The organism is Paenibacillus sp. MSJ-34 (assembly GCF_018918005.1).
Lineage (GTDB): Bacteria > Bacillota > Bacilli > Paenibacillales > Paenibacillaceae > MSJ-34.
Window position 1 is genome coordinate 68,264 of the sequence record NZ_JAHLPR010000025.1, and the last position, 23,971, is coordinate 92,234.

23 protein-coding genes and 1 pseudogene are annotated in these 23,971 nt (G+C 52.2%); 21 read left to right on the top strand and 3 right to left on the bottom strand.

Annotation, left to right across the window (positions count from 1 at the left end):
• Nucleotides 1-1,089 carry an SAM-dependent methyltransferase gene (locus KQI79_RS14075; RefSeq protein ID WP_253298148.1) on the top strand — a complete coding sequence of 363 codons (1,089 nt, stop codon included), beginning with the start codon at nt 1-3 and terminating at the stop codon, nt 1,087-1,089.
• Nucleotides 1,090-1,181: 92 nt separating this feature from the next.
• On the opposite strand, the gene KQI79_RS14080 is transcribed toward KQI79_RS14075, so the two are convergent.
• The gene (locus tag KQI79_RS14080; protein WP_216538879.1) at nt 1,182-1,652 is read right to left on the bottom strand and encodes an SRPBCC family protein; all 471 of its coding nucleotides are present in this window, start codon (nt 1,650-1,652) and stop codon (nt 1,182-1,184) included.
• A gap of 318 nt (nt 1,653-1,970) precedes the next feature.
• Here KQI79_RS14080 and KQI79_RS14085 point away from each other — a divergent pair, with 318 nt between their 5' ends.
• The 19 genes from KQI79_RS14085 to KQI79_RS14175 all read left to right on the top strand — a co-directional run bounded on the left by KQI79_RS14085 (nt 1,971) and on the right by KQI79_RS14175 (nt 21,618).
• Nucleotides 1,971-3,470, top strand: a complete 1,500-nt coding sequence (locus KQI79_RS14085) for a serine/threonine protein kinase (RefSeq protein ID WP_216538880.1) — start codon at nt 1,971-1,973, stop codon at nt 3,468-3,470.
• A gap of 13 nt (nt 3,471-3,483) precedes the next feature.
• Entirely contained in the window at nt 3,484-4,545 is a 1,062-nt protein-coding gene (locus KQI79_RS14090; protein ID WP_216538881.1) for an SAF domain-containing protein, read from the top strand.
• A gap of 5 nt (nt 4,546-4,550) precedes the next feature.
• On the top strand, nt 4,551-5,252 hold the full coding sequence (locus KQI79_RS14095) for a hypothetical protein (protein ID WP_216538882.1): 702 nt from the start codon (nt 4,551-4,553) through the stop codon (nt 5,250-5,252).
• Nucleotides 5,249-6,088 (top strand): CpaE/TadZ family protein, encoded by an 840-nt coding sequence (locus KQI79_RS14100; protein WP_216538883.1) that lies wholly within the window; start codon nt 5,249-5,251, stop codon nt 6,086-6,088. The genes KQI79_RS14095 and KQI79_RS14100 overlap by 4 nt, the downstream gene beginning before the upstream one ends.
• 3 nt (nt 6,089-6,091) lie before the next feature.
• Complete coding sequence (locus KQI79_RS14105) at nt 6,092-7,987, top strand: Flp pilus assembly complex ATPase component TadA (RefSeq protein ID WP_216538884.1); 1,896 nt, start codon at nt 6,092-6,094, stop codon at nt 7,985-7,987.
• On the top strand, nt 7,977-10,064 hold the full coding sequence (locus tag KQI79_RS14110; protein ID WP_216538885.1) for a hypothetical protein: 2,088 nt from the start codon (nt 7,977-7,979) through the stop codon (nt 10,062-10,064). Before KQI79_RS14105 ends, KQI79_RS14110 begins: the two co-directional genes overlap by 11 nt.
• Before the next feature lie 20 nt (nt 10,065-10,084).
• Nucleotides 10,085-10,567 (top strand): ABC transporter permease, encoded by a 483-nt coding sequence (locus KQI79_RS14115; RefSeq protein ID WP_216538886.1) that lies wholly within the window; start codon nt 10,085-10,087, stop codon nt 10,565-10,567.
• A gap of 27 nt (nt 10,568-10,594) precedes the next feature.
• Nucleotides 10,595-10,966 carry a hypothetical protein gene (locus KQI79_RS14120; protein ID WP_216538887.1) on the top strand — a complete coding sequence of 124 codons (372 nt, stop codon included), beginning with the start codon at nt 10,595-10,597 and terminating at the stop codon, nt 10,964-10,966.
• A 32-nt stretch (nt 10,967-10,998) separates the two neighbouring features.
• Nucleotides 10,999-11,547, top strand: a complete 549-nt coding sequence (locus tag KQI79_RS14125; RefSeq protein WP_216538888.1) for a hypothetical protein — start codon at nt 10,999-11,001, stop codon at nt 11,545-11,547.
• Entirely contained in the window at nt 11,534-12,532 is a 999-nt protein-coding gene (locus KQI79_RS14130; protein ID WP_216538889.1) for a hypothetical protein, read from the top strand. Before KQI79_RS14125 ends, KQI79_RS14130 begins: the two co-directional genes overlap by 14 nt.
• A 128-nt stretch (nt 12,533-12,660) precedes the next feature.
• Entirely contained in the window at nt 12,661-12,984 is a 324-nt protein-coding gene (locus KQI79_RS14135; protein ID WP_301287922.1) for a PadR family transcriptional regulator, read from the top strand.
• The gene (locus KQI79_RS14140; protein WP_253298149.1) at nt 12,974-13,549 is read left to right on the top strand and encodes a hypothetical protein; all 576 of its coding nucleotides are present in this window, start codon (nt 12,974-12,976) and stop codon (nt 13,547-13,549) included. Before KQI79_RS14135 ends, KQI79_RS14140 begins: the two co-directional genes overlap by 11 nt.
• 14 nt (nt 13,550-13,563) lie before the next feature.
• Nucleotides 13,564-14,544: an ATP-binding cassette domain-containing protein gene (locus KQI79_RS14145; RefSeq protein WP_216538891.1), complete on the top strand. Its 981-nt coding sequence runs from the start codon at nt 13,564-13,566 to the stop codon at nt 14,542-14,544.
• On the top strand, nt 14,541-15,293 hold the full coding sequence (locus KQI79_RS14150; RefSeq protein ID WP_216538892.1) for an ABC transporter permease: 753 nt from the start codon (nt 14,541-14,543) through the stop codon (nt 15,291-15,293). The genes KQI79_RS14145 and KQI79_RS14150 overlap by 4 nt, the downstream gene beginning before the upstream one ends.
• A gap of 137 nt (nt 15,294-15,430) precedes the next feature.
• Entirely contained in the window at nt 15,431-16,984 is a 1,554-nt protein-coding gene (locus tag KQI79_RS14155) for an ABC-F family ATP-binding cassette domain-containing protein (RefSeq protein ID WP_216538893.1), read from the top strand.
• 298 nt (nt 16,985-17,282) lie between these two features.
• A complete protein-coding gene (locus KQI79_RS14160) occupies nt 17,283-17,666 on the top strand; it encodes a MarR family winged helix-turn-helix transcriptional regulator (RefSeq protein WP_253298150.1) in 384 nt (127 codons plus the stop codon).
• A 10-nt stretch (nt 17,667-17,676) separates the two neighbouring features.
• On the top strand, nt 17,677-19,326 hold the full coding sequence (locus KQI79_RS14165) for an MDR family MFS transporter (protein WP_216538895.1): 1,650 nt from the start codon (nt 17,677-17,679) through the stop codon (nt 19,324-19,326).
• A 194-nt stretch (nt 19,327-19,520) separates the two neighbouring features.
• Nucleotides 19,521-20,759, top strand: coding sequence for a chromate efflux transporter (gene chrA / locus KQI79_RS14170; RefSeq protein WP_253298151.1), 1,239 nt, complete (start codon nt 19,521-19,523; stop codon nt 20,757-20,759).
• A gap of 88 nt (nt 20,760-20,847) precedes the next feature.
• Entirely contained in the window at nt 20,848-21,618 is a 771-nt protein-coding gene (locus KQI79_RS14175) for a response regulator transcription factor (protein ID WP_216538897.1), read from the top strand.
• A gap of 101 nt (nt 21,619-21,719) precedes the next feature.
• On the opposite strand, the gene KQI79_RS14180 is transcribed toward KQI79_RS14175, so the two are convergent.
• Both KQI79_RS14180 and KQI79_RS14185 read right to left on the bottom strand, forming a co-directional pair.
• Entirely contained in the window at nt 21,720-22,355 is a 636-nt protein-coding gene (locus KQI79_RS14180) for a C40 family peptidase (protein ID WP_216538898.1), read from the bottom strand.
• Nucleotides 22,356-22,621: 266 nt separating this feature from the next.
• The gene (locus tag KQI79_RS14185; protein ID WP_216538899.1) at nt 22,622-23,284 is read right to left on the bottom strand and encodes a thiamine diphosphokinase; all 663 of its coding nucleotides are present in this window, start codon (nt 23,282-23,284) and stop codon (nt 22,622-22,624) included.
• Nucleotides 23,285-23,487: 203 nt separating this feature from the next.
• Between KQI79_RS14185 and KQI79_RS14190 the strand changes: the two are divergent.
• A pseudogene (locus tag KQI79_RS14190) lies at nt 23,488-23,841 on the top strand (trimeric intracellular cation channel family protein); the annotation flags it as partial.
• Between the last annotated feature and the right edge of the window lie 130 nt (nt 23,842-23,971).

Below are 23,971 nucleotides of genomic sequence, written 5' to 3' on the forward strand. Positions count from 1 at the left end.
TTGAAAACAGAACGGCAACCAAATGAACGACAATGGGAAAGCAACATCAACGATGCCGAAGAAAACGGCGGCACGCGTTGGATCGCCACGGCGAATCACAGCTTTGCGCCGTACGCGCAAGAAGAATTCCGGCGTTTGTTCGGGCAAATCAAGAGCGTGCAGCTCATACCCGGCGAAACGTTTCTGATCGAGCTTCCGGCAAGCGCCGAAGAAGTGGGCGCCCGCCTCAAGGCGGAGCCGCCGATCTTTGTCCGCCATATCCAGCCGGTGGATCGCTTCTGGAAGTTGGAGGACGGCGTGGAAGAGTTGAAGGCGCTCCGTTCTTTTATTGCAGCGAATGAGCAAAGGCTGAGCGGAAAGCGCGCCGCGGTTCAAATACGCCGGACGGAAGGAACGGCGACGTCTCTTGCGGTCGCGGAAGCGAAGGCCGAGTTGGAAGAGGCACTACGCGCCGTTTCAAGCGAACCGGTTCTTCGCGACGCGGATTGGGTACTATCCGTCTTCGCCGCGACCGGCATGCTGTATGCCGGCATTTCGCGCCCGGAAGACAATATAAGCGATTGGTCCGGCGGAGCGATCCGTTTCAAGCGGGAAGAAGGGCAAATATCGCGGGCGAAATTCAAGCTCCTCGAGGCGGAGCGCGTATTTGGGCTCGACTTGGCAAGTTGCCGGGAAGGGCTGGATATCGGCGCGGCGCCGGGCGGCTGGACATCTCTTTTGCTGGAACGCGGGTTGCGGGTCACTGCCGTCGATCCTGCCGAGCTCCATCCGTCGCTTATTCGGCATCGCAACCTTACCTATTTGCGCAAGAACGCCTCGAAGGTCCGGTTTCGGCCGGATCAATTCGATTTGCTCGTTTGCGATATGAGTTGGAGCCCGATGCAGATGGTCAAGCTCGTGTCGGAATTGTTATATTCGCTTCGACAAGGAGGCATCGCGATCGTAACCGTGAAGCTGATGCATAAGAAGCCGATGCAGACGATTCGCGAAGTGATCGTGCGATTCGGCGAGCAGCGGCTGCAATTGCAGCAAGCGAAGCAGTTGTTTCACAACCGCGACGAAATTACGCTTTATATGATTAAATATTAAAGAAATTAATGAAATACGGTAAAAAAACGGCAGCCGAACCGCTTGGGTTCAGGCTGCCGTTCGTTGCCGCACCCGCTGCTTGCCCAGTCGTGTCAGCGGTTGGCATGGGCGTCAGGCGCCTTGTCCGCGACAAGATTCAACGTAACGTTATGTTCGAGAAGAGCTTTCAAACCGCAGAGGACCATCGTGTATCCGCCCATCGAGTCAATGGCTTGATTGACGATTTCGTCTCCGCTGCCCGCAAACCCCGAGTGGGTAATCGTAACAAACGTTTCGCGATCGGCACGGACGGCGAATGTCCACTCGGTCAAGGTTCCGTCGTACGACGATTCGATCAAAATCCGCTTGTTCGGCTCGATCTCTTTCACCAAAACTTCGTCCCAAACGCCATACATTTCCCAATCCCAACGGATACGCTTTCCCGCTTCCAATTTTCCGCTCGCTTTCGTAAACCAAAATCGTGCCGTAATCGCCGGGTCGATAAAAGCTTCGAACACTTCTTCCACCGGCCTGCGAATCAGCATTTCCGCTTTCACTACAGGCGGATGATTCCATTCAGCCATCTTGATCGTTCCTTTCTTTCGTTTTTTCTAGAATAGCATACGGCCGTTACAAAAATTTCTTATCAATTGCGCTTCATACATTATTTTATCCATCGAGACAACATTGCAAAAAAATAGACTGGACAAAACAGGAAGCGTTGTTCTATAATAAATCACAAATTGAACATCATATTTCCAATTCAGGGAAAGCATCCCGAAACGTATGGACGAAGCGGACGAACCGTTCGCAAAGCGCCGTATTTTTCGGAGGCTTTCCTTTTTTTGTTTGCCGCGATTGCCATCGAAGCGGACAAACGATGACAGGGGGGATCGATCGGGATGAACATGAAATCCAAATTAGTTCCTCAAAGCGTCGTCGGCGGCAGATACCGGGTAATCGGCCGGATCGGCGCGGGGGGAATGAGCAGCGTATATTTGGTCGAGGACGACAAGTTGAAAGGGAAGCGATGGGCGCTTAAGGAAACGGTCGTCCCGGACAAAACGGCATACCGGAACGTTGCGGAGGAAGCGGAAATGCTAATCCGTCTCAATCACCCGTTCTTGCCGCGCATCGTCGATTTCTTCGCGCCCGACGAGGACGGATTGATGTATTTGGTGATGGATTATATCGAAGGGGAGACGTTGGCCTGTTATTTTGCCCGTCATAACGGGAAATTGCCCTTTAAGGCGGTCGTCGGCTACGGGCTGCAATTATGCGAGGTGCTTCATTATTTGCATACCCGGAACCCGCCGGTCGTGTACCGGGACATGAAGCCGTCGAACGTCATGGTGACGCCGCAAGGACAAATCCGCCTGATCGATTTCGGGATCGCCCGCCGTTTCAAGCCGTCGCAATCCGACGATACGATTCGTCTGGGTACGGTCGGCTTCGCCGCGCCGGAGCAATACGAAGGCCAGCAAAGCGAGACGCGCAGCGATCTTTACGGATTAGGCGCGCTGCTGATGCATTTGCTGAGCGCGGGCAGAGCGACGGTTCTATCGCCCCAATACGAACGGCTGTTGCAAGACGATGTGCCTCCGGGCTTCCGTCCCGTGCTGGCGAAACTATTGCAATACGATCCGAAGGATCGGTACAGCAGCGCGGAACAAGCAAGGAATGCGCTGTTGCCGTTCGCGCAACCGGAAGCTAGCGGGATCGCCCGCCAATCCGCCGCAGCCGCCTTCGCCTGGATCGGCACGGCCGTCGTAGCCGTCGGGGGCGTTTCTAAGGGCGTCGGCACGACGCATACGGCCATTGTGATTGCGCACTATTTGGCGCGCAGGAAGGTGCGGGTCGCAATTAGGGAATGCGGCGGCGAAGAGGCGTTCGCGCGAATCGAAAGCGCCTACGAAGGATTGGACGGGCAATTTCAACCGACGGAACGATTCGCGGTCAACGGGGTGGAATACATCAAAGGACATGCCGACTTGGACATGCAGTCGATGCTTGCGGAAGGATACGACTTTTTGGTTCTCGATTTGGGAAACGTTTGCGAGTCGAACGATTTGTCCGAATTTTTCAGAGCGAACTTTCCCATTGTCGTCGCGTCCGGCGCCGAGTGGAGGCAGCAGGATTTGCGCCGTTTTTTGCAGCGGTATGGCGACAAAGAGAAGGGGAATTGGAAGTACTTCATTCCGCTTGCGAATCGACGGACGGTGCGCGACATTCAAAAATCGTTTCAATTGCGTTCCGTCACGGCGCTTCCGTTTCATCCCGATCCGTTCGCGGCGGGCATCGAAACGAATCAGCGGCTGGACGCCGTCTTCGCCGATTGGATCGCCTCAAAGGGGAAGGGGGGACGGACGTTTAGCCGCTTTGGAATGAGGATAGGCCGATAAAGGAGCGAAAGAGATGTCAAAGATTAGACAACGAACGAAAAATTTACTCTATGCCGGTTTCGTCGGCGCCTTGACGATGGGATTGATCGCAGGCGGGATCGGCGCGTATTTCTATGTGCAGCATGTTAAGACGGAGAAGAGGATCCGGTCGGAATACGAAACGAAGCTGACGGAGGCGGAACGGTTGTTGAACGATCGGAATGCCGCGCGGGTAACGATTGTGGCGGCCAATACGGATATGAAGGCCGGGGAAAAGGTGCAGCCTCAGCATATCTCCACGGTCCGAATCCCCGTTAGCGAGGTTCCGCAAGATGCGATCGTGAACGAGAACGACGTATTGAACAAAACGCTTAAAATCGATTTGAAAAAAAATAGCGCGCTGCTTCCTTCGATGCTGTTCGACGACGGCCCGACGCCCCGCGATTTGCGGTATCAGGAATTCCAAGCGATCAGGCTGCCGTCCAAATTGCAAAAGAACGATTTCGTCGATGTGCGGATCGGCTTTCCGACCGGACAAGATTATATCGTACTGGCAAAGAAGAAAGTGATCGACGTTCTGGACGGCACCGTCTGGCATCAGTTGAACGAGAAGGACATTTTGCTAATGTCGAGCGCGATGGTCGACGCCTATTTGCATGGCGGCCAAATCTATGCGCTTCGTTATGTCGATCCGTATATGCAGGCGGAAGCGGTCGTCAATTATCCGGCCAATGCGCAAGTGCTCGAGTTGATGGAGCAGGACCCGAACGTGCTGGAAAAGGCGAAGACGGCGCTCGCCAAAACGGCGCGCAAAGCGCTCGAAGGCGATTTGGAGCGTCATGCGGGAAGAAATGCGGACAGACAGAGCAGCTATGTGCCGCATGAACGTCCGGCTGCGAGCGGCAGCGGATATGGGGTAACGGCGAAAGATCCCTACGACCGCGCGCCGCAATCCCAAGCGACGTCTTCGCCTGCGGAGCCTTCCGGCCAATGGGACAAAAACGAGATCGTTCAGCCGCTGCCCGCGGATGCCGCCATCGAGCAAAGCGTATTCGATCAGTCGCTGGCGCAGCGCAGCGAACCGGAAGAGGAGTGAGAGCCGTGAGGAAAATTTTATGGATAGGCGCATGCGATCATAGCGAACTCATTCTCGGCTTGTGCAAAATCATCGCCGCGGCAAACCGCAGCGTATTGCTGGTCGACGGAACGAGCGATCGTCAAACGCTCCGCATCGTTCCTGCGGGAAGCAAGCGCGAACGGTTGGTCGAATTCGACCGGTTTGACATTGCGTACGGTTTCGCAACGTGGAACGAAGCGCTGGACATGCGTAGGGAGGACGAGCAGCCGAATTACGATTATGTATTCGTAATGACGGATCAAGACCGATTTATTGCCGGCCATGCCGGCGGTTCCTTCGATCGGCATGTGCTCGTAACAAGCTTGGAAAAGGAATGTACGGTGCGCAATGCGGAAACGCTCCGCCGATGGCTTGCAGGCGGCGGACAAACGGCAACGCTGACGCGGGTTTTTTATCAGTTCGTCGAATGCAGCGTAGATGAAGAATATGTCGAGCGGATGACGGACGATTTGCCTGTCGTTTGGTCCGAACATGTCTATTACATACCGTTCGACGAGAAAGATTATGAAACGAAAATCGATAACCAGTACGCCGGCATGCTCGATATCAGGCCGTTGTCCGGCGAATATAAACGGACGTTGCGGAGACTGGCGATGGACATGACGGATCTGGATCGTAAAGCGATCAAGCGCGCGTTTCATCAAGCGCAAAAGGGGGGGTTATGATGAGGAAGGGAAAGCAAATCGCATTTTGGTCGCCCGCCTGCGGACAAACCGGAACGTCGACGAATCTAGCGGCGGCAGCGGCCGTAATCGGGTTGGATTATTATATGAAAACGCTGGTCGCGTATACGAAGCCGGGCTCGGCCTTGGAGCCGTCGCTCGTCCGCAAGCCGGACGAATTAGCCGCACCCGCCTTCGACAATACCGGGCTGGACGCCCTGAAGCGGCTTGCGCGCAGCAATCGCCTCACGGCGAATATCGTTAAAGATTATACTCGTCCGATTTTGAAGGATAGGCTCGATTTCTTGCCGGGGCCGACCGATTTCAACGAGCAAGAGGATAAAGCGGGGGCAGGCGAGCTTGTGCAGCATATATTCGCTTGCGCCGGCCAATTTTACGATACGGTGCTGGTGGAAGTCGGCAGCGGTACGAGCGACGAATTGACGAACGCCATACTGGAGGCGTCGGACGTGATCGTTGTGAATTTGAATCAGAATGCGGCATTGCTCGACCGATGGCTCGGACGAGGGGGAAGCTTCGATACGCTTCGCGGCAAAACTTGCGTTTATTTGCTCGGGCGCTATGACAGGCAATCCCGTTACAAGGCGGGGAATATCGCCCGCAAGTACCATTGCAAAACGCTGTTTACCGTACCGTATTCCGCCGGGCTCATGGACGCGTGCAACGATCATGCCGTGATCGAGTTTTTCATGCGCAATCGCAACGTCCGTCAAGGACATGACCATTATCATGTCGTCCATGAAGTGAGAAGGCTCGCGAAGACGATATTGGAACAAGCCGACGTGGACAGTCTCGCGTTCCGGGAGAGAGGAGCGTAGCGCATGTACTTCGGCGACAAGTTCAACTTGATCGTGACGGCGGCTTTTCTCTTTGCCGTAGGCGCGCTGCTCTATATAAGGTTGTCCGGGCGCAAGACGGAGCAAGCGGTCCTCCCTCCTGCCGAAGGGAAATATACGATCGAACGGATGACGGAATACGTGAAACAATGCTTGAATGAAATGGTCGCAGCGAATTGGTATCATACGGGATTCATCGGCGAAGAATTGCAAAGGCGCAACAACAAACGGCTCGAACTCAAGCGGGCGCTGAAAGGCTGCGTATACGGCGATTTGAGCGATAAAAATTACGTCAAAAACGTAATATACGATTTGCTTCTGCAAACGTACGGCCTGAACGAAGGGAACGTCAACCGGGTCATTCCGTTTGAAGACGCGCGGCGATTGACCGAACAAGACATGTTCGAAATCATCCTTCACGATTATAAGAAGAAATACCGTTACGACGCTTTGCATCGGATCATTGCGCGCTACCGTTTGGACGAACCGAAGTCTTCCCCGGCGGAAGGAGACGCCGAGTGTTACGTCATTACGGGGGAGGAAGTGCGGACCATTTATAACCGGGAGGCGCCCGCGCTAACGTTTGACGACAAGCTGCAACTGATCGTGCAGCGGATTTATCAACAATATAAAGGCTTTAGCGTCATCGATGAAATTCGCGATATGAATATTGACGGCGTGTCGGGCGGCGTGTCGGGTTTGCCGCCGTCTTTTGCGGGCATGCCGGACGAATTCCGCGCGCATACCCGGCGAAACGACCCGGAGCAGCTTCCGTCGGCCCACGACAGCGTATGGATCTTTTACAAAGGAAAATCGATTCATTTATCCTTCTTGTCGTTCGGTTCGGAATGGGAATTAAAGCGGGTTTGCCAAAACATATACAAGTACAACAACCCCGGCCAGTTGTCGGAGACGAACGGTTATAAAGTGAATGAAATGAAGGACGGTTCCCGCGTCGTTGTCGTACGGCCCCATTTTTCCGAATCGTGGGCGTTTTTCGTACGCAAATTCGACATTCCGAACGTTTCGCTGGAACAGCTCATTCGCGACCGCAATTCGGAACTTGCGATCGGGACGATCAAATATTTAATGAAAGGATCGCGCATCACGGCCGTTACGGGGGCCCAAGGAAGCGGCAAGACGACGCTGCTCATGGCGATGGTGAAGCATATTTACGCGACGCTCACACTGCGCGTGCAAGAGATGGCTTTCGAACTGCATTTGCGCAAAATTTATCCTAACCGCAATATTTTAAGTTTGCGGGAGACGGATCATATATCCGGCCAGGCGGGATTGGACGTACAGAAGAAGACCGACGGCAGCGTCAATATCGTGGGCGAAGCCGCTACCGATCCGGTCGCCGCCTGGGTCATCCAAACGTCGCAAGTCGCCAGCCTTTTTACGCTCTTTACCCATCATGCGAAAACGTTTCGCGATTTGGTACATTCGCTGCGCAACTCGCTCTTGAAAACCGGCGTGTTCAGCAACGAACAAATCGCGGAGCGCCAAGTGACGAGCGTCATTAATTTCGACATTCACTTGAAGCTTGAGAAAAACGGACGCCGTTATATCGAACGGATTACGGAATGCGTGCCGGTCGAACATGCGGGGACGTATGGCGGATCGATTGCGCAGGCCGCGACGCTGAACGAGAAGATGGAACGGTTCATGGAGACGGCGGCCGATTATTTGGAACGGGCGGCAGACCGGAGAACGTATGTCGAGCGGAACATCGTCGAATATCGGGGCGGCGAATACGTTGCGGTTCATCCTATATCGGCGGCTAACGCGGCGGAGATGATCGAACAGATGACGGAGCAGGACGCTAATGCGTTCAAGGCATTCGTCGCGTCATATTGGGGGGATAACCATGGAACTTAAAACAGCTCTATATGGAATTGTCGCCGTCTCGGTGCTAATCTTCCTGATCCTCCTTATCGTTTATCAATGGATGTCCCGCCGAAGCGCAAGGGACGGGCCGGGGCGAGCGTCCCGCGACGACCGGGAACTGCTGCCGCCCCAGCGCAGAAGGTCGGCGCGCCTTATGCACCGCCTGCTGCATCAATCGTATGCCGATTCCATGAAGATTCCTCTCCTTCGGCGCTACGTTTCGGAAATACGCAGGAGAATGGCCGGCATCTATAGTTACGATGAGACGACCGTTCGCAGCGAAACGATGAAGATTGTCTGGATGACCTTCGCGATCGCCTTCATCGCCGCTTTGCTGCTCGTAATATGGCATCGCGATATCCTATCCGTGATCGTCGTTTTGCTCGTCGTCCTCATGCTGCACAATACGATCGTCGATACGTTCGTCAGCCGGGTGGAGAACAGACTGTTGCGGCAATTAAGCCATATGATAAGCGATGTCAGGCATCATTATCATGCGCACGGCATGGTGGAAGAAGCCATTTACGAAGCGTCGGAAACGGCTTCCTACGAAGCGGCCGAGCATGGCAAGAAAGTGTATGAAATGCTAACCTCCAACAATCCGGAGGAAAGCCTGGATCGATATTACGAAGTCGCTCCGAACCGCTTCCTGAAAGGTTTTGCCGGCATATCGCATTTCATCCGCGAATTCGGGGATAAAATGCGGCCGAACGGTTCGATGTATTTGCACGCTCTAACGAAGTTGAACGCCGAAATCAAGCTGGAAGCGATGCGCCGGGACAAATTGAACTATTTGCTGAAAAGTTTGACGCTGGTCGCGGTCGCGCCCGTTCTTTTTACGAAACCGATCGAGTCATGGGCCCGCAACAATTTTCCGGCAATGGGGCAATTTTACGATTCAAAATTCGGTTTCATCGTCGCCTGCTCCGTTTACTTCGTCATTCTTGCTTCTTATCTTTTGCTTCGCAAAATTCAAGAAACCGACGAAGGCAAATATGCGGCCAAAACGAGAAAAGGGGCATGGGAGAAAAAATGGTACGGAATAGCGATCGTTCGCCTGCTGGTGGAACGCGTCGCTCCGCCGCCCCGGCATCGTTTATATTACAAAACGTCGGCGCTGTTGAAAGACGCGAACATCCCGCTGCCGGTGGAATGGTTTTATTTGCGGCGCATTTTGTTATGCGTGCTGTTCGTCATGGGCAGCCTGTCCGCGAGCGTCTATTTGCATGCGCTCGGCACGAACAACGTGCTGTACGGGCCGACGAGAAGCGCTGCGATGTTCGGAACGGCGGACGAGACGGAGATGCGAAAAGCCTACGAACGGACGGAATTCGACCGTCAATTGATCTTGCGTCTCGGAAAGGAAGGAGCGTACGGACGGGAACAGATCGCGGCTGCATTGCGAAACATGCCGCAGCTCTTCCGAAACCAGACGGAAATGGGCGAGGCCGCGAAGCGGATCGCAACCAAAATCGAGATGTTGAACGCCGAGTATCTCAAATGGTGGGAAGTGATGATCGCCGTTTCCTTCGGTTGCGCGGCTTACTACGCTCCGGTATGGGTCGCGATGTTTCAAAAACGGATGCGCTCGATGGAGATGAAGAACGAGGTGGATCAATTCCATACCGTAATCGCGATGCTGTGCGAATTCGACCGAATCTCCGTCGAAAATATTCTAGAATGGATGGAACGCTTTGCCTCGATTTTTAAGGAACCGCTGCAAAACTGCCTGCTCCATTATGAAGCCGGCGCGGACAGAGCGCTGGAGGAGCTGAAGATGCATGCGCCGTTCGTTCCGTTCGTGCGGACGGTCGAGAAGCTGCAGCTTGCGGCAGATAAAATTCCGGTAAAGCAAGCGTTCGACGATTTGGAATCGGAGCAGGCATTCTATTACGAAGAGCGCAAGCAGGAGTATGAACGCATGATTGACGCCAAGGCGGCCTGGGGCAAAATGATCGGCTTTACTCCGCTGTATACTCTCGTTTTTATGTACCTGGTTATTCCGCTCGTCTATATGAGCATGAATCAAATGAACGTTTATTACGAACAAATTCAAAAAATCAATTAACCGAAAGGCAGGTCTTATCCATGAATAATGCTCAAAAAGCGCTCGTTATGGCGGCGGGCATTTTCCTCGCTATCGCTTTGATTACGATTGCCGTCGTCCTCTTTATCTCCGCCCAGGAAGCGACGAAATCGGCGCAAAACAATTTTTCCAACATTCAAACGGAATTGTCGCAAACCGCGTTCACCGTTTACGACAATACGGTCGTCAGCGGTTCGCAAGTGATTAACGCGCTGCGCAAATATTCCGACAAGGATCAATTCGGCATCCGCGTCGTTACCGGAAAAAATCGGGCGGGAGCATGGTACGGCAAAGTGCTGAAAACGAACGTCGGCGTCGAAAGTCCGGAGTACGGCTCCATCACCGATATCGAACCTGACGGCAGGCTTGCGTTCGCGACGGATGAAGCCCAGATCGATTACGTCAACCCGAGCGGCAAATTCCAGGCCAATATCGTTCAAGACAGCAGCAATGTTATCCGCGGCATTATTTTCGTACAGAAATAATCCGTCATGGGAGACAATACACGCAATATGTTGATGGCAAGCGCGTACGTTGCTTTTTTTATCGGCGCGTTGACGCTTGCCTTGCCATTATTCGGCGGCATCGCCAAAACGCTTGACGTAACATATGTTGCGAATGCCGGAGACGATCGGACGGTTCATTCCGGCATGCGCGAAACGGGAGATTACAAAGTGAACGGAGCGGTCGTATTGCATACGGTTTTGCAAATCGGGCAATTGCATGCGGATATCGAGGTGGACGGGCAGCGGTATGCGCATACGGCCAAGCCGGAATCGGCCGATGTCTCCGTCATCGACGTGCACGCTTCCTACCGTGTGACGCATGTTCGCGACGGAAACGGGACGATCATTCTTGTGCGTTACGACTCCGTACGGACGTAAAGACACTTCGCAAACGTTTGGAGGGACTCCAGATGAATACGGTTGGCAAAGCATTCGCATTGATTGTCGCCGTTCTGCTATTGTACATCTTTCCGATAGCCCACTCGTTCGACAAGCAGGACGATATTTCATATCTGATCGCGCTGCAATCGGTAACCGGATTTGTCGATGCCGCGCGGGACAAAGGCTATATTACGCCGACGATGTATAATGATTTGGAACGAAGACTCGCGGCTACCGGCAATACGTTTCGCGTCGAAATGGAACATTTGCATAAACGGTATGTTCCGGTATACGGCGATCCGGCCGATCCGCGGACGTTCGAACACGAATTCGCCGTCGATTACGAAGGGTTTTACACGCATCAGATCAAAGCGGTTTTATTCCCGGACAATGCGCTTGCCCCGGGCGATCCGGCCAGAAGGTATACAATGAATGCGGGCGATTTCTTTCGCGTTTCGATCGTCAACACGAACAAAACGAATGCGACGGTAATGCGCGACTTTTTGAGCAATGGGCATACGGAGCGCGGGACGATCGATATCCCTTACGGAGGGATGGTGCGCAATGAAGATTACTAGCCTCGCGGCGGCGTTCGCCATGATCGTGTTTCCTTTCTTCATCATCAATCAAATTCATACGGATGGGCAGAAGCTATCGCTGCGAACGGAATTGCGCTATAACGCGGCGATCGACGCCGCGGTGCAGGATGCCGCTCTAATGCTCATCTCGAACGAAAAACAAGGATTCGAAGCTCAGTACGAGTCTGCCAAAAACGTTCGCGCCAATCTCGATGCGGCCATGGACGCCTTCTATCGGACGCTGTACGTCAATTTCGGCATTGCCGACGATCCGCAGGCGCAGGCGCTGCTCGACGTATACATTCCCGCGATCGTCGTGATCGGCTACGACGGTTATTATTTGTACGCCGACGACGAATTCGCCAATCGCGGCGGCGAAACCGAATCGCGGCATGTTTGGTATGCCAAAAAGCCGTATGCGTACCGCGATGCGGCCGGAAACTCGCTGTCCTTTACTTTGGACGAATACGTGACGGCATACGAGCCAGGGACGCAAACATGGCGCCAAGGGTTTCGGCGCGATATCGCCCCGTCGTCGGCCGTTCCGCTGTTGCAGGATGCCGCCGTTTTCGAGCAAGTGCGCCGATGGACGATCGTTAGTTCCATTCAAGAAGATTTGCAATACTATATCAACCGGCATAATGCGCTCGCCAAGCGCTACGGCGTTTCCTATACGTTCACGCTGCCCGCGATCAGCGGGGAGGAGTGGAACAATACGATCCAGGACGTCGGCGTGATCGCTTTCGTGCAAGGCATTGCGATCGGGGACCGCTATTACAACAATTATGCGCTCGGCGGCGCGAGGATTGTGAAACGGGACGAGTTCGCGGGAATCGTCGCGAACGGCATCAAATATTATTACCGCCGCTCCGAATGCTCTTCGCCGTTGCCGACGCAAGAAACGTTCCAAAGCGAGAAGGAAGCCGCCCGCAACGGATATTATCCGCTGGCTTGCGCAAATTCGCATTCTACAGTACGCGATTGAACCGATAACTTTTGATAAAGCCCATTGACACCTCAACTACTCTATGTTATTGTGTAGCAGTACCCAATATAATTGATTACCAACGTCGTTGAGTACCAGGGGGTGATATTCTGGAGAATTTAAGCGAAATGCTCAAGGGCGTACTGGATGGAATCGTGCTGGAGATCATCAGCCGCGGGGAAATATACGGATATGAGATTGCCAAAAGGTTACACGCAATGGGTTTTGAAGGGCTTGCGGAAGCGACGGTGTATGCGCTCTTGTTGCGGCTGGAAAAAAACAAGCTGGTGCGTATCACCAAAAAACCTTCGGAATTGGGCCCTCCCAGAAAGTTTTACACGCTCAACGAACGGGGATTTGAAGAGCTTGCATCCTTTTGGGCAAGATGGGATTTTCTAAGCGGGCGTATTCAGTGCTTAAGAAATCATGGAGGTGAAGATCATGAGCTTTAGTCAAGAGACGAAGGACAAAATCGTTCAATTTGCAAAGGAGCAATCCCGGCATTACTTGGAAGAAGCCGAGATGACCTACTTGGAGAAGCTTCGGCGGAAAACCGGCCAGGCCAAGAGCAAGATCACGAAGAAACTTGCAAAGTTCAAAAACCGCTCGGAGACCTCGCTTGAAGCGCAAAACGATATGATTCTCTATATGAGCGATTACATGAACGACTTGATTGCGGAAGGGATTTCCGAGCAAGAAGCGTTTCAACGCGCGAAGGAGGAACTTGCGTTTCGCAGCGAAACTGCGAAATCCGCCGATTTGCAGGAGAGGTTTGCAGAATATTATGAAAACCGCAGCCCTGCCGATCACGAAGCCATCGGCCTGTTCTACGCAGGATTTATGTTCTTTGGGATATCGATCGGCTCGCTTGCCGGATTTCTCGGCAGCGGCGGGCGGGAAATATTTCTCTCCGGCGGTTGGATCGATACGCTCATTGGCGCTGCCGTCGGCTTTATTATCGGAATGGGATTAGGGTTAATCAGCAACGCCATCATTGTTTTGAAGAAAGGCAAATGATTTGGGGGGATTGTATGCCGAATGCTATTGAAATCGCAGATTTAAGAAAAAGCTTTTCGGTCAAATCAAAAGGCAGGGCATCGACGGTTGAAGCGGTGCGCGGAGTTACGCTTTCGGTAAAGAGCGGCGAGATTTTCGGTTTTCTCGGACCTAACGGGGCCGGCAAGACGACGACCCTTCGCATGCTGACGACGCTTTTGCCGATTGACGCGGGGAAGGCGGCCGTTTGCGGGTACGATCTTGTCCGTCAGCCCAAAGAAGTGCGGCGGCATATCGGATATGTCAGTCAGCTTGGCGGGGGAGACTCGGAAGCGACCGGGCGCGAAAACTTGATCCTTGCCGGACGGCTGTTTGGGATGAACCGTCACGACGCCGAACAACGCACGAACGAATTGCTCGATGTTTTCGAATTATCCGAACTGGCCGATCGGATTGTAAGGACGTATTCCGGAGGACAAAAGCGCCGGCTTGAAATCGCGCTGGGCATGATCAACCGTCCGGAAATCCTATTCCTCGACGAACCGACGACCGGGCTTGACCCGCAAAACCGCGCCAATCTTTGGGAGCAAATCAAGAAGTTGCAAGCAGACGGCACGACGATTTTCCTGACGACGCATTATTTGGACGAAGCGGATGCATTAAGCGATCGGCTTGCCATTATGGATTACGGAAGGATCGTGGCGGAGGGTACGCCGCAAGAACTCAAAAATCGAATTTCCGGCGACGTCATTCAAATACGATTTTCAAACCGCATTATAGAACAAGCGGCAAAACGATTGGGAACGTTGAGTTTTATCCACGAAATCCGGCTTGAGGGCGAAAACCTCTATCTTTATGCAAAAGACGGAGCACAGGCTCTGCCCCGCATATTCGACATGTTGGAGGCCGAAGGCATGCAATCGCAATCGGTAACCGTATCCGCGCCGACCCTTGACGATGTATTCCTTAAACAGACGGGAAGATTATTGCGCGATGGTAAGGAGGGAATCGCATGAACATCGTTTTCGAAACAAGGCTGCTTTTCAAAAGGAGATTAATGGAGCAATTCCGCTCTCCCATATGGCTGTTTATGGGATTCACGACGCCTCTGTTGTATCTTGCTTTGTTCGCGCCGCTTTTGGGCGGGATTCCCACCGTAGGGGGAGAGGGGGTCGCCGACGCCTTCGTTCCCGGCTTGCTGGCTTTATTTGCGTTAAGCAGCGGCATGGGTATTGGCTGGACCATCGTCCATGAGCTGAAAACAGGGGTTATCGAACGCTTCAGGGTTTCGCCGGTGAGCCGCTTTTCCCTGCTGATGGGAAACGTGTTGAAAGACGTTGTGATGTTTTTGCTGCCTGCATTGATCGTTATCGCGGTTTCGAGTTTGGCCGGATTTCACATTCACGCAGGCGGGCTTGCCGTCTTGCTGGTTCTGCTCTGCCTATTGACTGCTGTGGTGTCCGCCGTAAGCAGCAGTTTAGGGCTTATATTTAAAGATATCGGCACATTAGCCGCGGTTGTCACCGGTTTGCAGCTTCCGATCACCTTGCTGGCAGGAGTTTTGCTTCCTATTTCCCTCGGGCCGACATGGCTGCAAGTTGTCGCGCACTTTAACCCTGTCTTTTATGTGGTGGAAGCCTCCCGCGCATTGGCCGCCGGCACGATTTGGGATATGAAAGTTCTTTTGGCGTTTGCCGTTATGGTCATTTTGCTCGTGATAACTCTTGGTTGGGCAACGAATGTTTACAGAAAAGCCGTTGCATAACTGCGGCAACGCCGGTTGGTCATTTGCTTGCATTTCTTCTGAAACGCTCCGAAAAGATATATGGATCTCCGCCAAAATATGATACAATTAGAAACTGTAATTTCATGAAAATATCGAATAGGAGCATGCGTTTCAATATGAGCTTATTGACAGTGGAAGACGTTTCGCATAATTTCGGAGAGCGCACGTTGTTCAAAAATGTGTCGTTCCGCTTGCTGGCCGGCGAGCATGTCGGTTTGGTGGGAGCGAACGGTGCCGGCAAATCGACGCTAATGAATATTTTAACGGGACAATTATTGAAAGACAGCGGCAAAGTGGAATGGATGCCGAAGGCGCGCTACGGCTATTTGGACCAACATACGAAGCTGACGCCGGGGAAGACGATCCGCGACATTTTGAAGGATGCCTTCTTGCCTTTATTGGAATTGGAACAAGAGATGATGGCGATTACGGAAAAAATGGCGGAAGCGGATCCCGACGAGCTGGAGTCGCTGCTCGAACAGATGGGCGAAATTCAGGAACAGCTTGAAATCGGCGATTTTTATATGCTGGACGTGAAGGTCGAGGAAATGGCCAACGGGCTGGGCCTGGACGCGATCGGCCTGGAACGCGACGTTGCGTCGCTAAGCGGCGGGCAGCGCACGAAAGTATTGCTTGCCAAACTGCTGCTGGAGAAACCGACCGTCCTGCTGCTCGACGAGCCGACGAACTATTTGGATGTCGAGCATATTCAATGGTTGACGAATTATTTGAAAGAATATCCGTACGCTTTTATATTAATATCGCATGATACGGAATTTATGAATCAGGTCGTCAACGTCATCTATCATTTGGAATTTGCGAAGCTGACCCGTTATTCGGCGAACTACGAGAAGTTTCTGCAAATGGCGGATATCAACAAAACGCAGCATATCGAAGCTTACGAGAAGCAGCAGGAATATATTAAGAAGCAAGAAGATTTCATCCAGCGCAACAAAGCGAGATATTCCACGTCCGGCCGCGCCAAAAGCCGGGAGAAGCAATTGGAGCGGCTCGAGAGGATCGATCGTCCGGACGAAGCGCCCAAGCCGACGTTTGTGTTTAAAGAGGCGCGGGCGAGCGGCAAAACGGTATTCGAAGGGATCGATTTCGAAATCGGTTATACTCATGCTTTATTGCCAAAGATGTCGATGACGATCGAGCGCGGCGAGAAGATCGCTATCGTCGGCTGCAACGGCGTCGGCAAATCGACGCTGCTCAAAACGATTCTCGGTAAAATTCCGCCGATCAGCGGCAAGACGTATCAGGGCGACTTCTTGTATCCCGCATACTTCGAGCAGGAGGTCAAGGCGGGGAATATTACGCCGATCGACGACGTTTGGAACGAATTTTCCCATATGAATCAGCATGAAGTGCGAGCGGCGCTCGCGCGCTGCGGCTTGAAGAACGAGCATATTACCCGTCCGCTGAATATGCTGAGCGGGGGAGAGCAAGCGAAGGTGCGCCTTTGCAAATTGCTTATGCGGGAAAGCAACTGGATTTTATTCGACGAGCCGACGAACCATTTGGACGTCGTCGCCAAAGCGGAATTGAAGCGCGCGCTGAAAGAATATAAAGGCACGATCTTGCTCGTATCCCATGAGCCGGATTTCTACGAGGATTGGGTCACGAAAATATGGGATGTCGAGAAATGGTCGCTGCAAAACGCTTGAAACGGATCACAGATGCGGAAGCCTTCCTCCGGGAGGCTCCCGCATCTTTTGTTTTGATCCGAATCCCCGAAATTTCAATTCAGGCGATTTTACATGAATCTAATGCAAAAACGGTAAATTTTCTGCTTATTTTTTACGAAAGCTTACATTTACGCATTTGACTGGACATTGGCAATGAAAGTATACTACTAAATAGTTTAACTCTAATTATTTTAGTGCTAAAATAATTCGAAGGAGCTGCGACATGCCTGAGAGCGAGTTAATGAAACTTTCAAGTATTTTTCGGAGTTTAATCAAGATGATGACACAGGAATGGAACAAACGGATGGTGCATAATCTTACGTTCTCTCAATGCCGCGTTTTGTTCCGGCTTCATTCGATCGGCCCGATGAAGGTTTCCGAATTGGCGGATGCATTATCCTTTACATCAGGGGCGATTACCGGTATTACCGACAAGTTGATTGCAGCAGGATTCGCCGTGCGAACAAGAGCCGAAGACGACCGGAGGGTCGTTTATGTGGAAATCACTCCGAAGGGAAGGGAGGCGCTTGACGAAATCCAAGAGAAACAACAAGAAATGATTGCCGTCTTTTTCGAATGGTTGTCGGATGAAGACAGACAACATCTTACGCGTATTTTTACGCAGATTTTAGATAAGGTAGAGGAGTACCAAAAGGAGTAGGAGATGTTATATGGAACATTTATCGCATAAGCGAAAATTGACGATTATGATTGCCATTATGGCGGCGATGTTCTTCTCGGCGATCAACCAAACGATCGTTGGAACGGCTTTGCCGCGAATTATCGCCAAGCTGGGGGGAATGGATTACTATACCTGGGTTGTCACCATTTATATGCTAACCTCGACGATCGCTACGATCTTGGTCGGTAAATTGTCCGATATATACGGACGGAAGCCGTTTATACTGACCGGTATCGTTTTTTTTATGATCGGCGCGTTTTTATGCGGATTTTCGACCGATATTTTTCAATTGATCATTTATAGAGGGATTCAAGGGATCGGCGCAGGGATCATTATGGCTACCGCTTTTACGGCTGTCGGCGACCTGTTCGCTCCGCGCGAGCGCGGAAAATGGACCGGCGTCATGACCGCCGTATTCGGATTTTCCAGCGTCATCGGTCCGGCGCTCGGCGGATACATTGTCGATCATATGGAGTGGCATTGGGTATTCTGGATTTTCCTGCCGCTCGGCATTGTCGCTTTTTTTATGATTTTAACGCTGTTTCCGAAGGTGGATCGCAAGGAATCCGAATCGATCGACTATTTCGGCTCGTTGTTCCTGACGCTGACGATCGTGCCGCTATTGCTCGCATTTTCTTGGGCGGGAACGAAATACGATTGGGGCTCGCAGCAAATCATTTTGTTGTTCGTTTGGGCAGCGGTCGCCTTGGCCATCTTCCTGTTCATTCAGACGAAGGTCAAAAGCCCTGTCTTGCCGCTGACTCTATTTAAAAACGGAATTGTAACGATTTCCAACATTATCGGCTTTATTATGAACGCGGGCATGATGGGAGCGCTCATCTATCTTCCGTTCTTCGTGCAGGGCGTGATGGGCGTTTCGCCGACCTATTCCGGCTATGTGACGATGCCGATGTCGATCGCTATGGTCCTCACAAGCGCCATTGTCGGCCAATTGATCAGCAAAAAAGGAAAATATAAAAGATTTGCATTGATCGGACTGCCCATCATGTTTGCCGGCATGATCATTATGTGCTACATGCATAGCATTTGGATGGCGGTCGTCAGCATGATCGTATTCGGCCTCGGCCTCGGCATGGGTATGCCGGTATTCTCGCTGACCATCCAAAACGCGGTTCCGCATAAAGAGCTCGGGGTCGTCACGGCATCGATGCAATTATTCCGGAATCTTGGCGGAACGATCGGGATTGCCGTTATGGGTACGATCATGTCGTCCACCTTGGCGTCGAATTTGAAAGAGGCTGCAGCTTCGGGCAAAGGCGTGGACGTGTCGAAGTTGGATCCGCAAATGGCAGAGCAGCTATCGGCGTTCCATAATCCGCAATTGCTGCTGGATCAGCCGAAATTGGCCGAAATCCAAAGCAGCATGCCGGCTGAAATGCAATCGATATTTACGCAAATGGTCGATATGCTGCGCGACGCGTTAAGTTCGTCGCTATCCACCGTATTTTTCGACGGCGCGATGTTTTTGCTGGTCGCTCTTATCCTTACGTTTTTCCTGAAAGAAATACCGCTCCGCACGTCGAACCGGATGCCTGGCTCAGACGCCTCGGGGCAAGCGGGCGAAGGCGATCAAGCTTCCAATGCGCAAAAAGCGCTCGTTGAACAACCGGCGAAATAAAATACAGACGTCGCGACCCCGTATCGTTTGCTTCGAGCGATGCGGGGTTTTTCCGTTCAAAATGCGTTCAAAATTTTACATGAATAAGCGATTTTAGTGCGCTGCGGTTTACAATTTGCTGTTACAATGAAATGTGGAAGAAAACAGGCGCTCGGAAAAGAGACCATTCTATCGAAATAAGGGGATTGAACCATTTGTCTGGACAAAGACATCGATATAGAGAAGTGTTTCTCGCCGCATTAAAGCTTGGCATGACGTCGTTCGGAGGGCCGATTGCGCATATCGGTTTTTTTCGCGATGAGTACGTGCAGCGCCGGAAGTGGCTCGATGAACGAACGTTCGCCGATATGGTCGGACTATGCCAAATGCTTCCCGGACCGTCAAGCAGCCAGCTTGGCATCGGCATCGGATTATACCGGGCCGGATGGAAGGGAGCGGTTCTGGCTTGGCTGGCTTTTACGCTGCCCTCGGCCGTCGCGATGGCGGCGTTCGCGTTGATCGTTCAGCGGTATCCGTTCGCGGATGCAAGCCCGGGGTGGCTGCGCGGCTTGCATATCGCGGCTTTAGCCGTCGTCGCGCAAGCGGTGTGGGGGATGGCTCGCACGCTCGCTCCCGATGCGGTGCGAGGGACGTTAGCTATAGGAACGGCTGTCGCGGCGTTATTGATTCCCGGTACAGTGGGGCAGATCGTACCGCTCGTATGTTCCGGTTTGCTGGGCTTGCGGCTGTTCCGCACGCCAAAGAGCGACGATAGCGCTTCAGCGGACGGCCGCCTGCATCTTCAAGCTACCGAAATGGGAACGAATTCGAGCCATAGGCCGCGTATGAGATGGGCGTATGCCGCTTTATCCGCCTTCATCGGTTGTCTCTTGCTTCTGCCGCTGCTAAGACATCTGTTTCCGGGCCGATTGTGGTTAGCATTGGCGGACAGCTTCTACCGTGCCGGTTCGCTCGTATTTGGGGGCGGTCATGTTCTTCTGCCGATGCTGGAGCAGGAAACGGTATCGCGCGGCTGGCTTGCGCAGGAGCAGTTTATGGCGGGATACGGAGCCGTTCAGGCGGTTCCCGGTCCGATGTTTACGTTTTCCGCTTATATCGGCGCCCTCGCCGGACATGGCGGCATGAGCGTATTTTACGCGGCTTTGGCGTTAACGGCCATCTTCCTGCCTTCTTTTTTGCTGATAGCGGCCGCCATTCCGCATATGCACCGTTTAAGGGAGCATGCCAAGTTTCGCGCAGCGCTCACCGGGGTGAACGCTTCGGTCGTCGGGATTTTGCTTGCGGCCTTATATGATCCCGTGTGGGTCGATGCGGTCCGCACGCCGCTCGATTTTTGCATCGCGCTTGCCGCTTTTGCCATGCTGGCGTTATGGAAGGCGCCGCCCTGGATCGTCGTGCTGTTCGCCGCATTCGTAGGCATCGTATTGCTCTAAGAGACCGCTTGTCGCCGTTCCGGGTATTTATTTGCCGTTGTTTACGCAAACTACGTGCAGAAATGTTAACGAATGCCGGGTGACGCAAGTGAGCGAGCGTATTTTGATCGTAGAAGACGACGACGATATAGCAAAATTATTGGAGCAAACGTTAGTGCATGAAGGTTACGCGGTACAGCGCGCCCGGGACGGGGATGAAGGCGCGACGCTTGCGCTGGGGCAAGCGTGGGATTTGCTGCTTCTTGACCTGCTGCTGCCCGGACGCAGCGGAATGGAATTGCTCACGCTTCTGCGGGACGCCGGCCAAACGATGCCCATCATCATCTTGACGGCCATCGGCCAACCCGACGAAGTCGTGCGGGGGTTCGATCACGGCGCGAACGATTACGTGACGAAACCGTTTGTCATGAAGGAATTGCTGGCGCGTATCCGCAATTTGCTGCAAATCTTTCGCCGGGATCGTACGGAGGATTCGAAGCCGAAGGCGATTCGGGCCGATCATCTCACTATCGATCCGGAGACACGCGAAGTCCGGAGGAACGGCCAAACGATCGAACTGACCCCGAAGGAATTCGATTTGCTCTATTATTTGGCGCAAAACAAAAACAAAGTATGTTCCCGGGAAGCGATTTTATCGGAAATATGGGGCTACGATTTTGCGGTGGACACGAATGTCGTCGATGTATATATCCGCTATTTGCGGCAAAAAGTCGACAAAGGCAGAAAGCCGAAGCTGATCCAGACAATACGCGGAATCGGATACCGTTTGCTGGATCCGCAGACGATATCGGAATTCGAGACAGAGTTCGGCGACGATTGCATTGCGGAATGGGACGAAGACGGGGAGGCCTTCCATTGAAACGCAAAAGCTGGCATTCTCCTTGCGGAGAATGCCAGCTATGATGAAATGTTGAAGGTAGGAGCGTGTTGAATGTTTCGTCAAGGTGTCGTAATCGTTCGTTAGTTAATGACGCGGCGAATCGTTACAATTTTCTTTTCCCAAGCGCTCAACTTGGAGAACGTAACGCCCGGTTTGCCGTAAGTATGCAATATTTGACCGTTGCCGGCATATACCGCAACATGATCGATTCCTGGGCGGCTTTTCACTGAATCGAAGAAAATCAGATCGCCGACGCGCAGGTTGCTCTTCGAAACATATTTGCCGACTTTCGATTGCTGCTTCGAAGAACGAGGCAGTTCAATGCCATGTTGCTTGAAGATGTACTGCATAAAGGAAGAGCAGTCGAATGCGCTTGTTATTCCGGATTTGGCGCCGAATTTATATTTTACGCCCAAATATTTTTTGCCTGTGTTAATAATGCTTGTCCCCACCGAGTTGGCCGATACGCTTTGTTCTTGAGATTGGTCGTCGGATTGCTCTTGCGACGAATCTTGGCTCTGGTTCTGATCCTGATCTCGATCTTGATACTGGTCTTCATATTGATCTTGGTATTGCCATTGATATTCGTCGTATGCTTCCGTCGCGTCGGCAGCATGTCCGACGTCCGCTCCGATAAAACCTAATGAAGATAAACCGATTGTTGCGGACAACGCCACAGTAACTGTTTTCCGGATCAATGTTTTAGAATAAGTCATATTGTCCCTCCAAAAATGTTTTCTATCAGGTGTCGACAACCAGAGTATAACAGAGAATACATCTCCTAAAATTTACTATAAAAAGCAAATATATAGGATCCATGGGGGATTGCAGCGAATTATTAAAAAATGATGAAAATATATGAATAACTTTTTACTTGACAAATCGGTTTATGTAATGATGAAAAGTGATTTGCTTGATACAAAGCTATTTTCAAAGCGTTGATAGCAAATTTAAAAGTAACAAAAACGTAACTATTATGATATCAATCGCATTCATCTTTCGATTGTATCACCAATAATTTCCCTGTTTGCACAGAGACGACCCCTTCGTCTGCGATCAATTCATTGCTGACGGACAGCGAATTGCCGAGCGTCAACGTCGCGTTGTCCAGCGGATAGCGAAAACCATCCAAGGTGACGCCCGTAACCGTAGAAGAGAGAGGGAGAAGCGATGCATAGGCAAAATGTTTGCGCGTTATTTTCACCGGGCGATTCGCGCCCGCAATCGTAATCTCGTTCTGTTCGTCCGCGATCATGCAATCGATACGACGATCCAAAGCCTTGACAAGCAATTGCACATTGGAGAGCGAATGGTCGAAACGGGAGCCTAGCGCGCCGCATATGACAATTGCCGCAGGGTTTTGCCGCAAGGCGAATTCGAATGCCATCTGCGTGTCGGATGCATCCTTCATGACAGGATCGCATTCGATAAACTGCCCACTATTCGCGCGAATCGATTCTTTCATGGAATCGGTAACCGAATCGAAGTCGCCGAGCGCCGCATACAACGAATATCCTCGTTCCGTCAAATAGGCTGCGCCGTTATCCGCGCCGATGAGCAGGTCCCCGGGTTGAATGTACTTCAGAGCCCAATCGTCCAAGCGTCCTCCGGTAAAAATAATCGCTCTTGCGCCAGTATTCGTCATATTCGTCCAGTTCCTTCCGTAATCGATAATGTTGAAAGTAGGCAACAAACCTAGCTTACCAATTCGCTCCTTTTCTAGCAAGCGTTCCGGCAAGCCATAATGCGCTATAATTCGCCTTCATCCGCGAAATCGCTACTTGCGCATGTCGAACTGTGCGGATAAAATAAATACATTATGGGTACAGGGAAAAAGCAGGGGAATACGCGATCGGATTATCCGCATTCGCGATTCAAGGGGCGCTGTACGCTGCCGGAATGAATCACCCCCTCAGCGCGGTCGTCGTTGCGGGAGTTTTGACGGGGATCGGCGGAGGAATGATCAGGGATCTGCTGGCCGGGAGGAAGCCGCTCGTGCTGCGGGATGAAATTTATGCCGGTTGGGCGATTGCGGGCGGTTTGGTCATCGGTTTAGGTTGGGCGACGACATCCTTTCAATTGCTGGTATTATTCGCCATGATTATTGTTATGCGCATGTTTTCCGTTCATTATAAATGGAAACTGCCGCGCCGTTCGCTGCATCCTTTGCAGCCGCAGCGGTCCAAAAACCGTTCCGTCTAGTTCATCAAATGTAAGTCCAGCGGTAAGATGTCAAGTCCCTGATTCTTGAGAATTGGAAATTTTCTTGGCCGTAAAGCAAGGGAGTCAGGGAAAATGACAGCACCAAACTAAACCCAGCCCGAAAATCAAG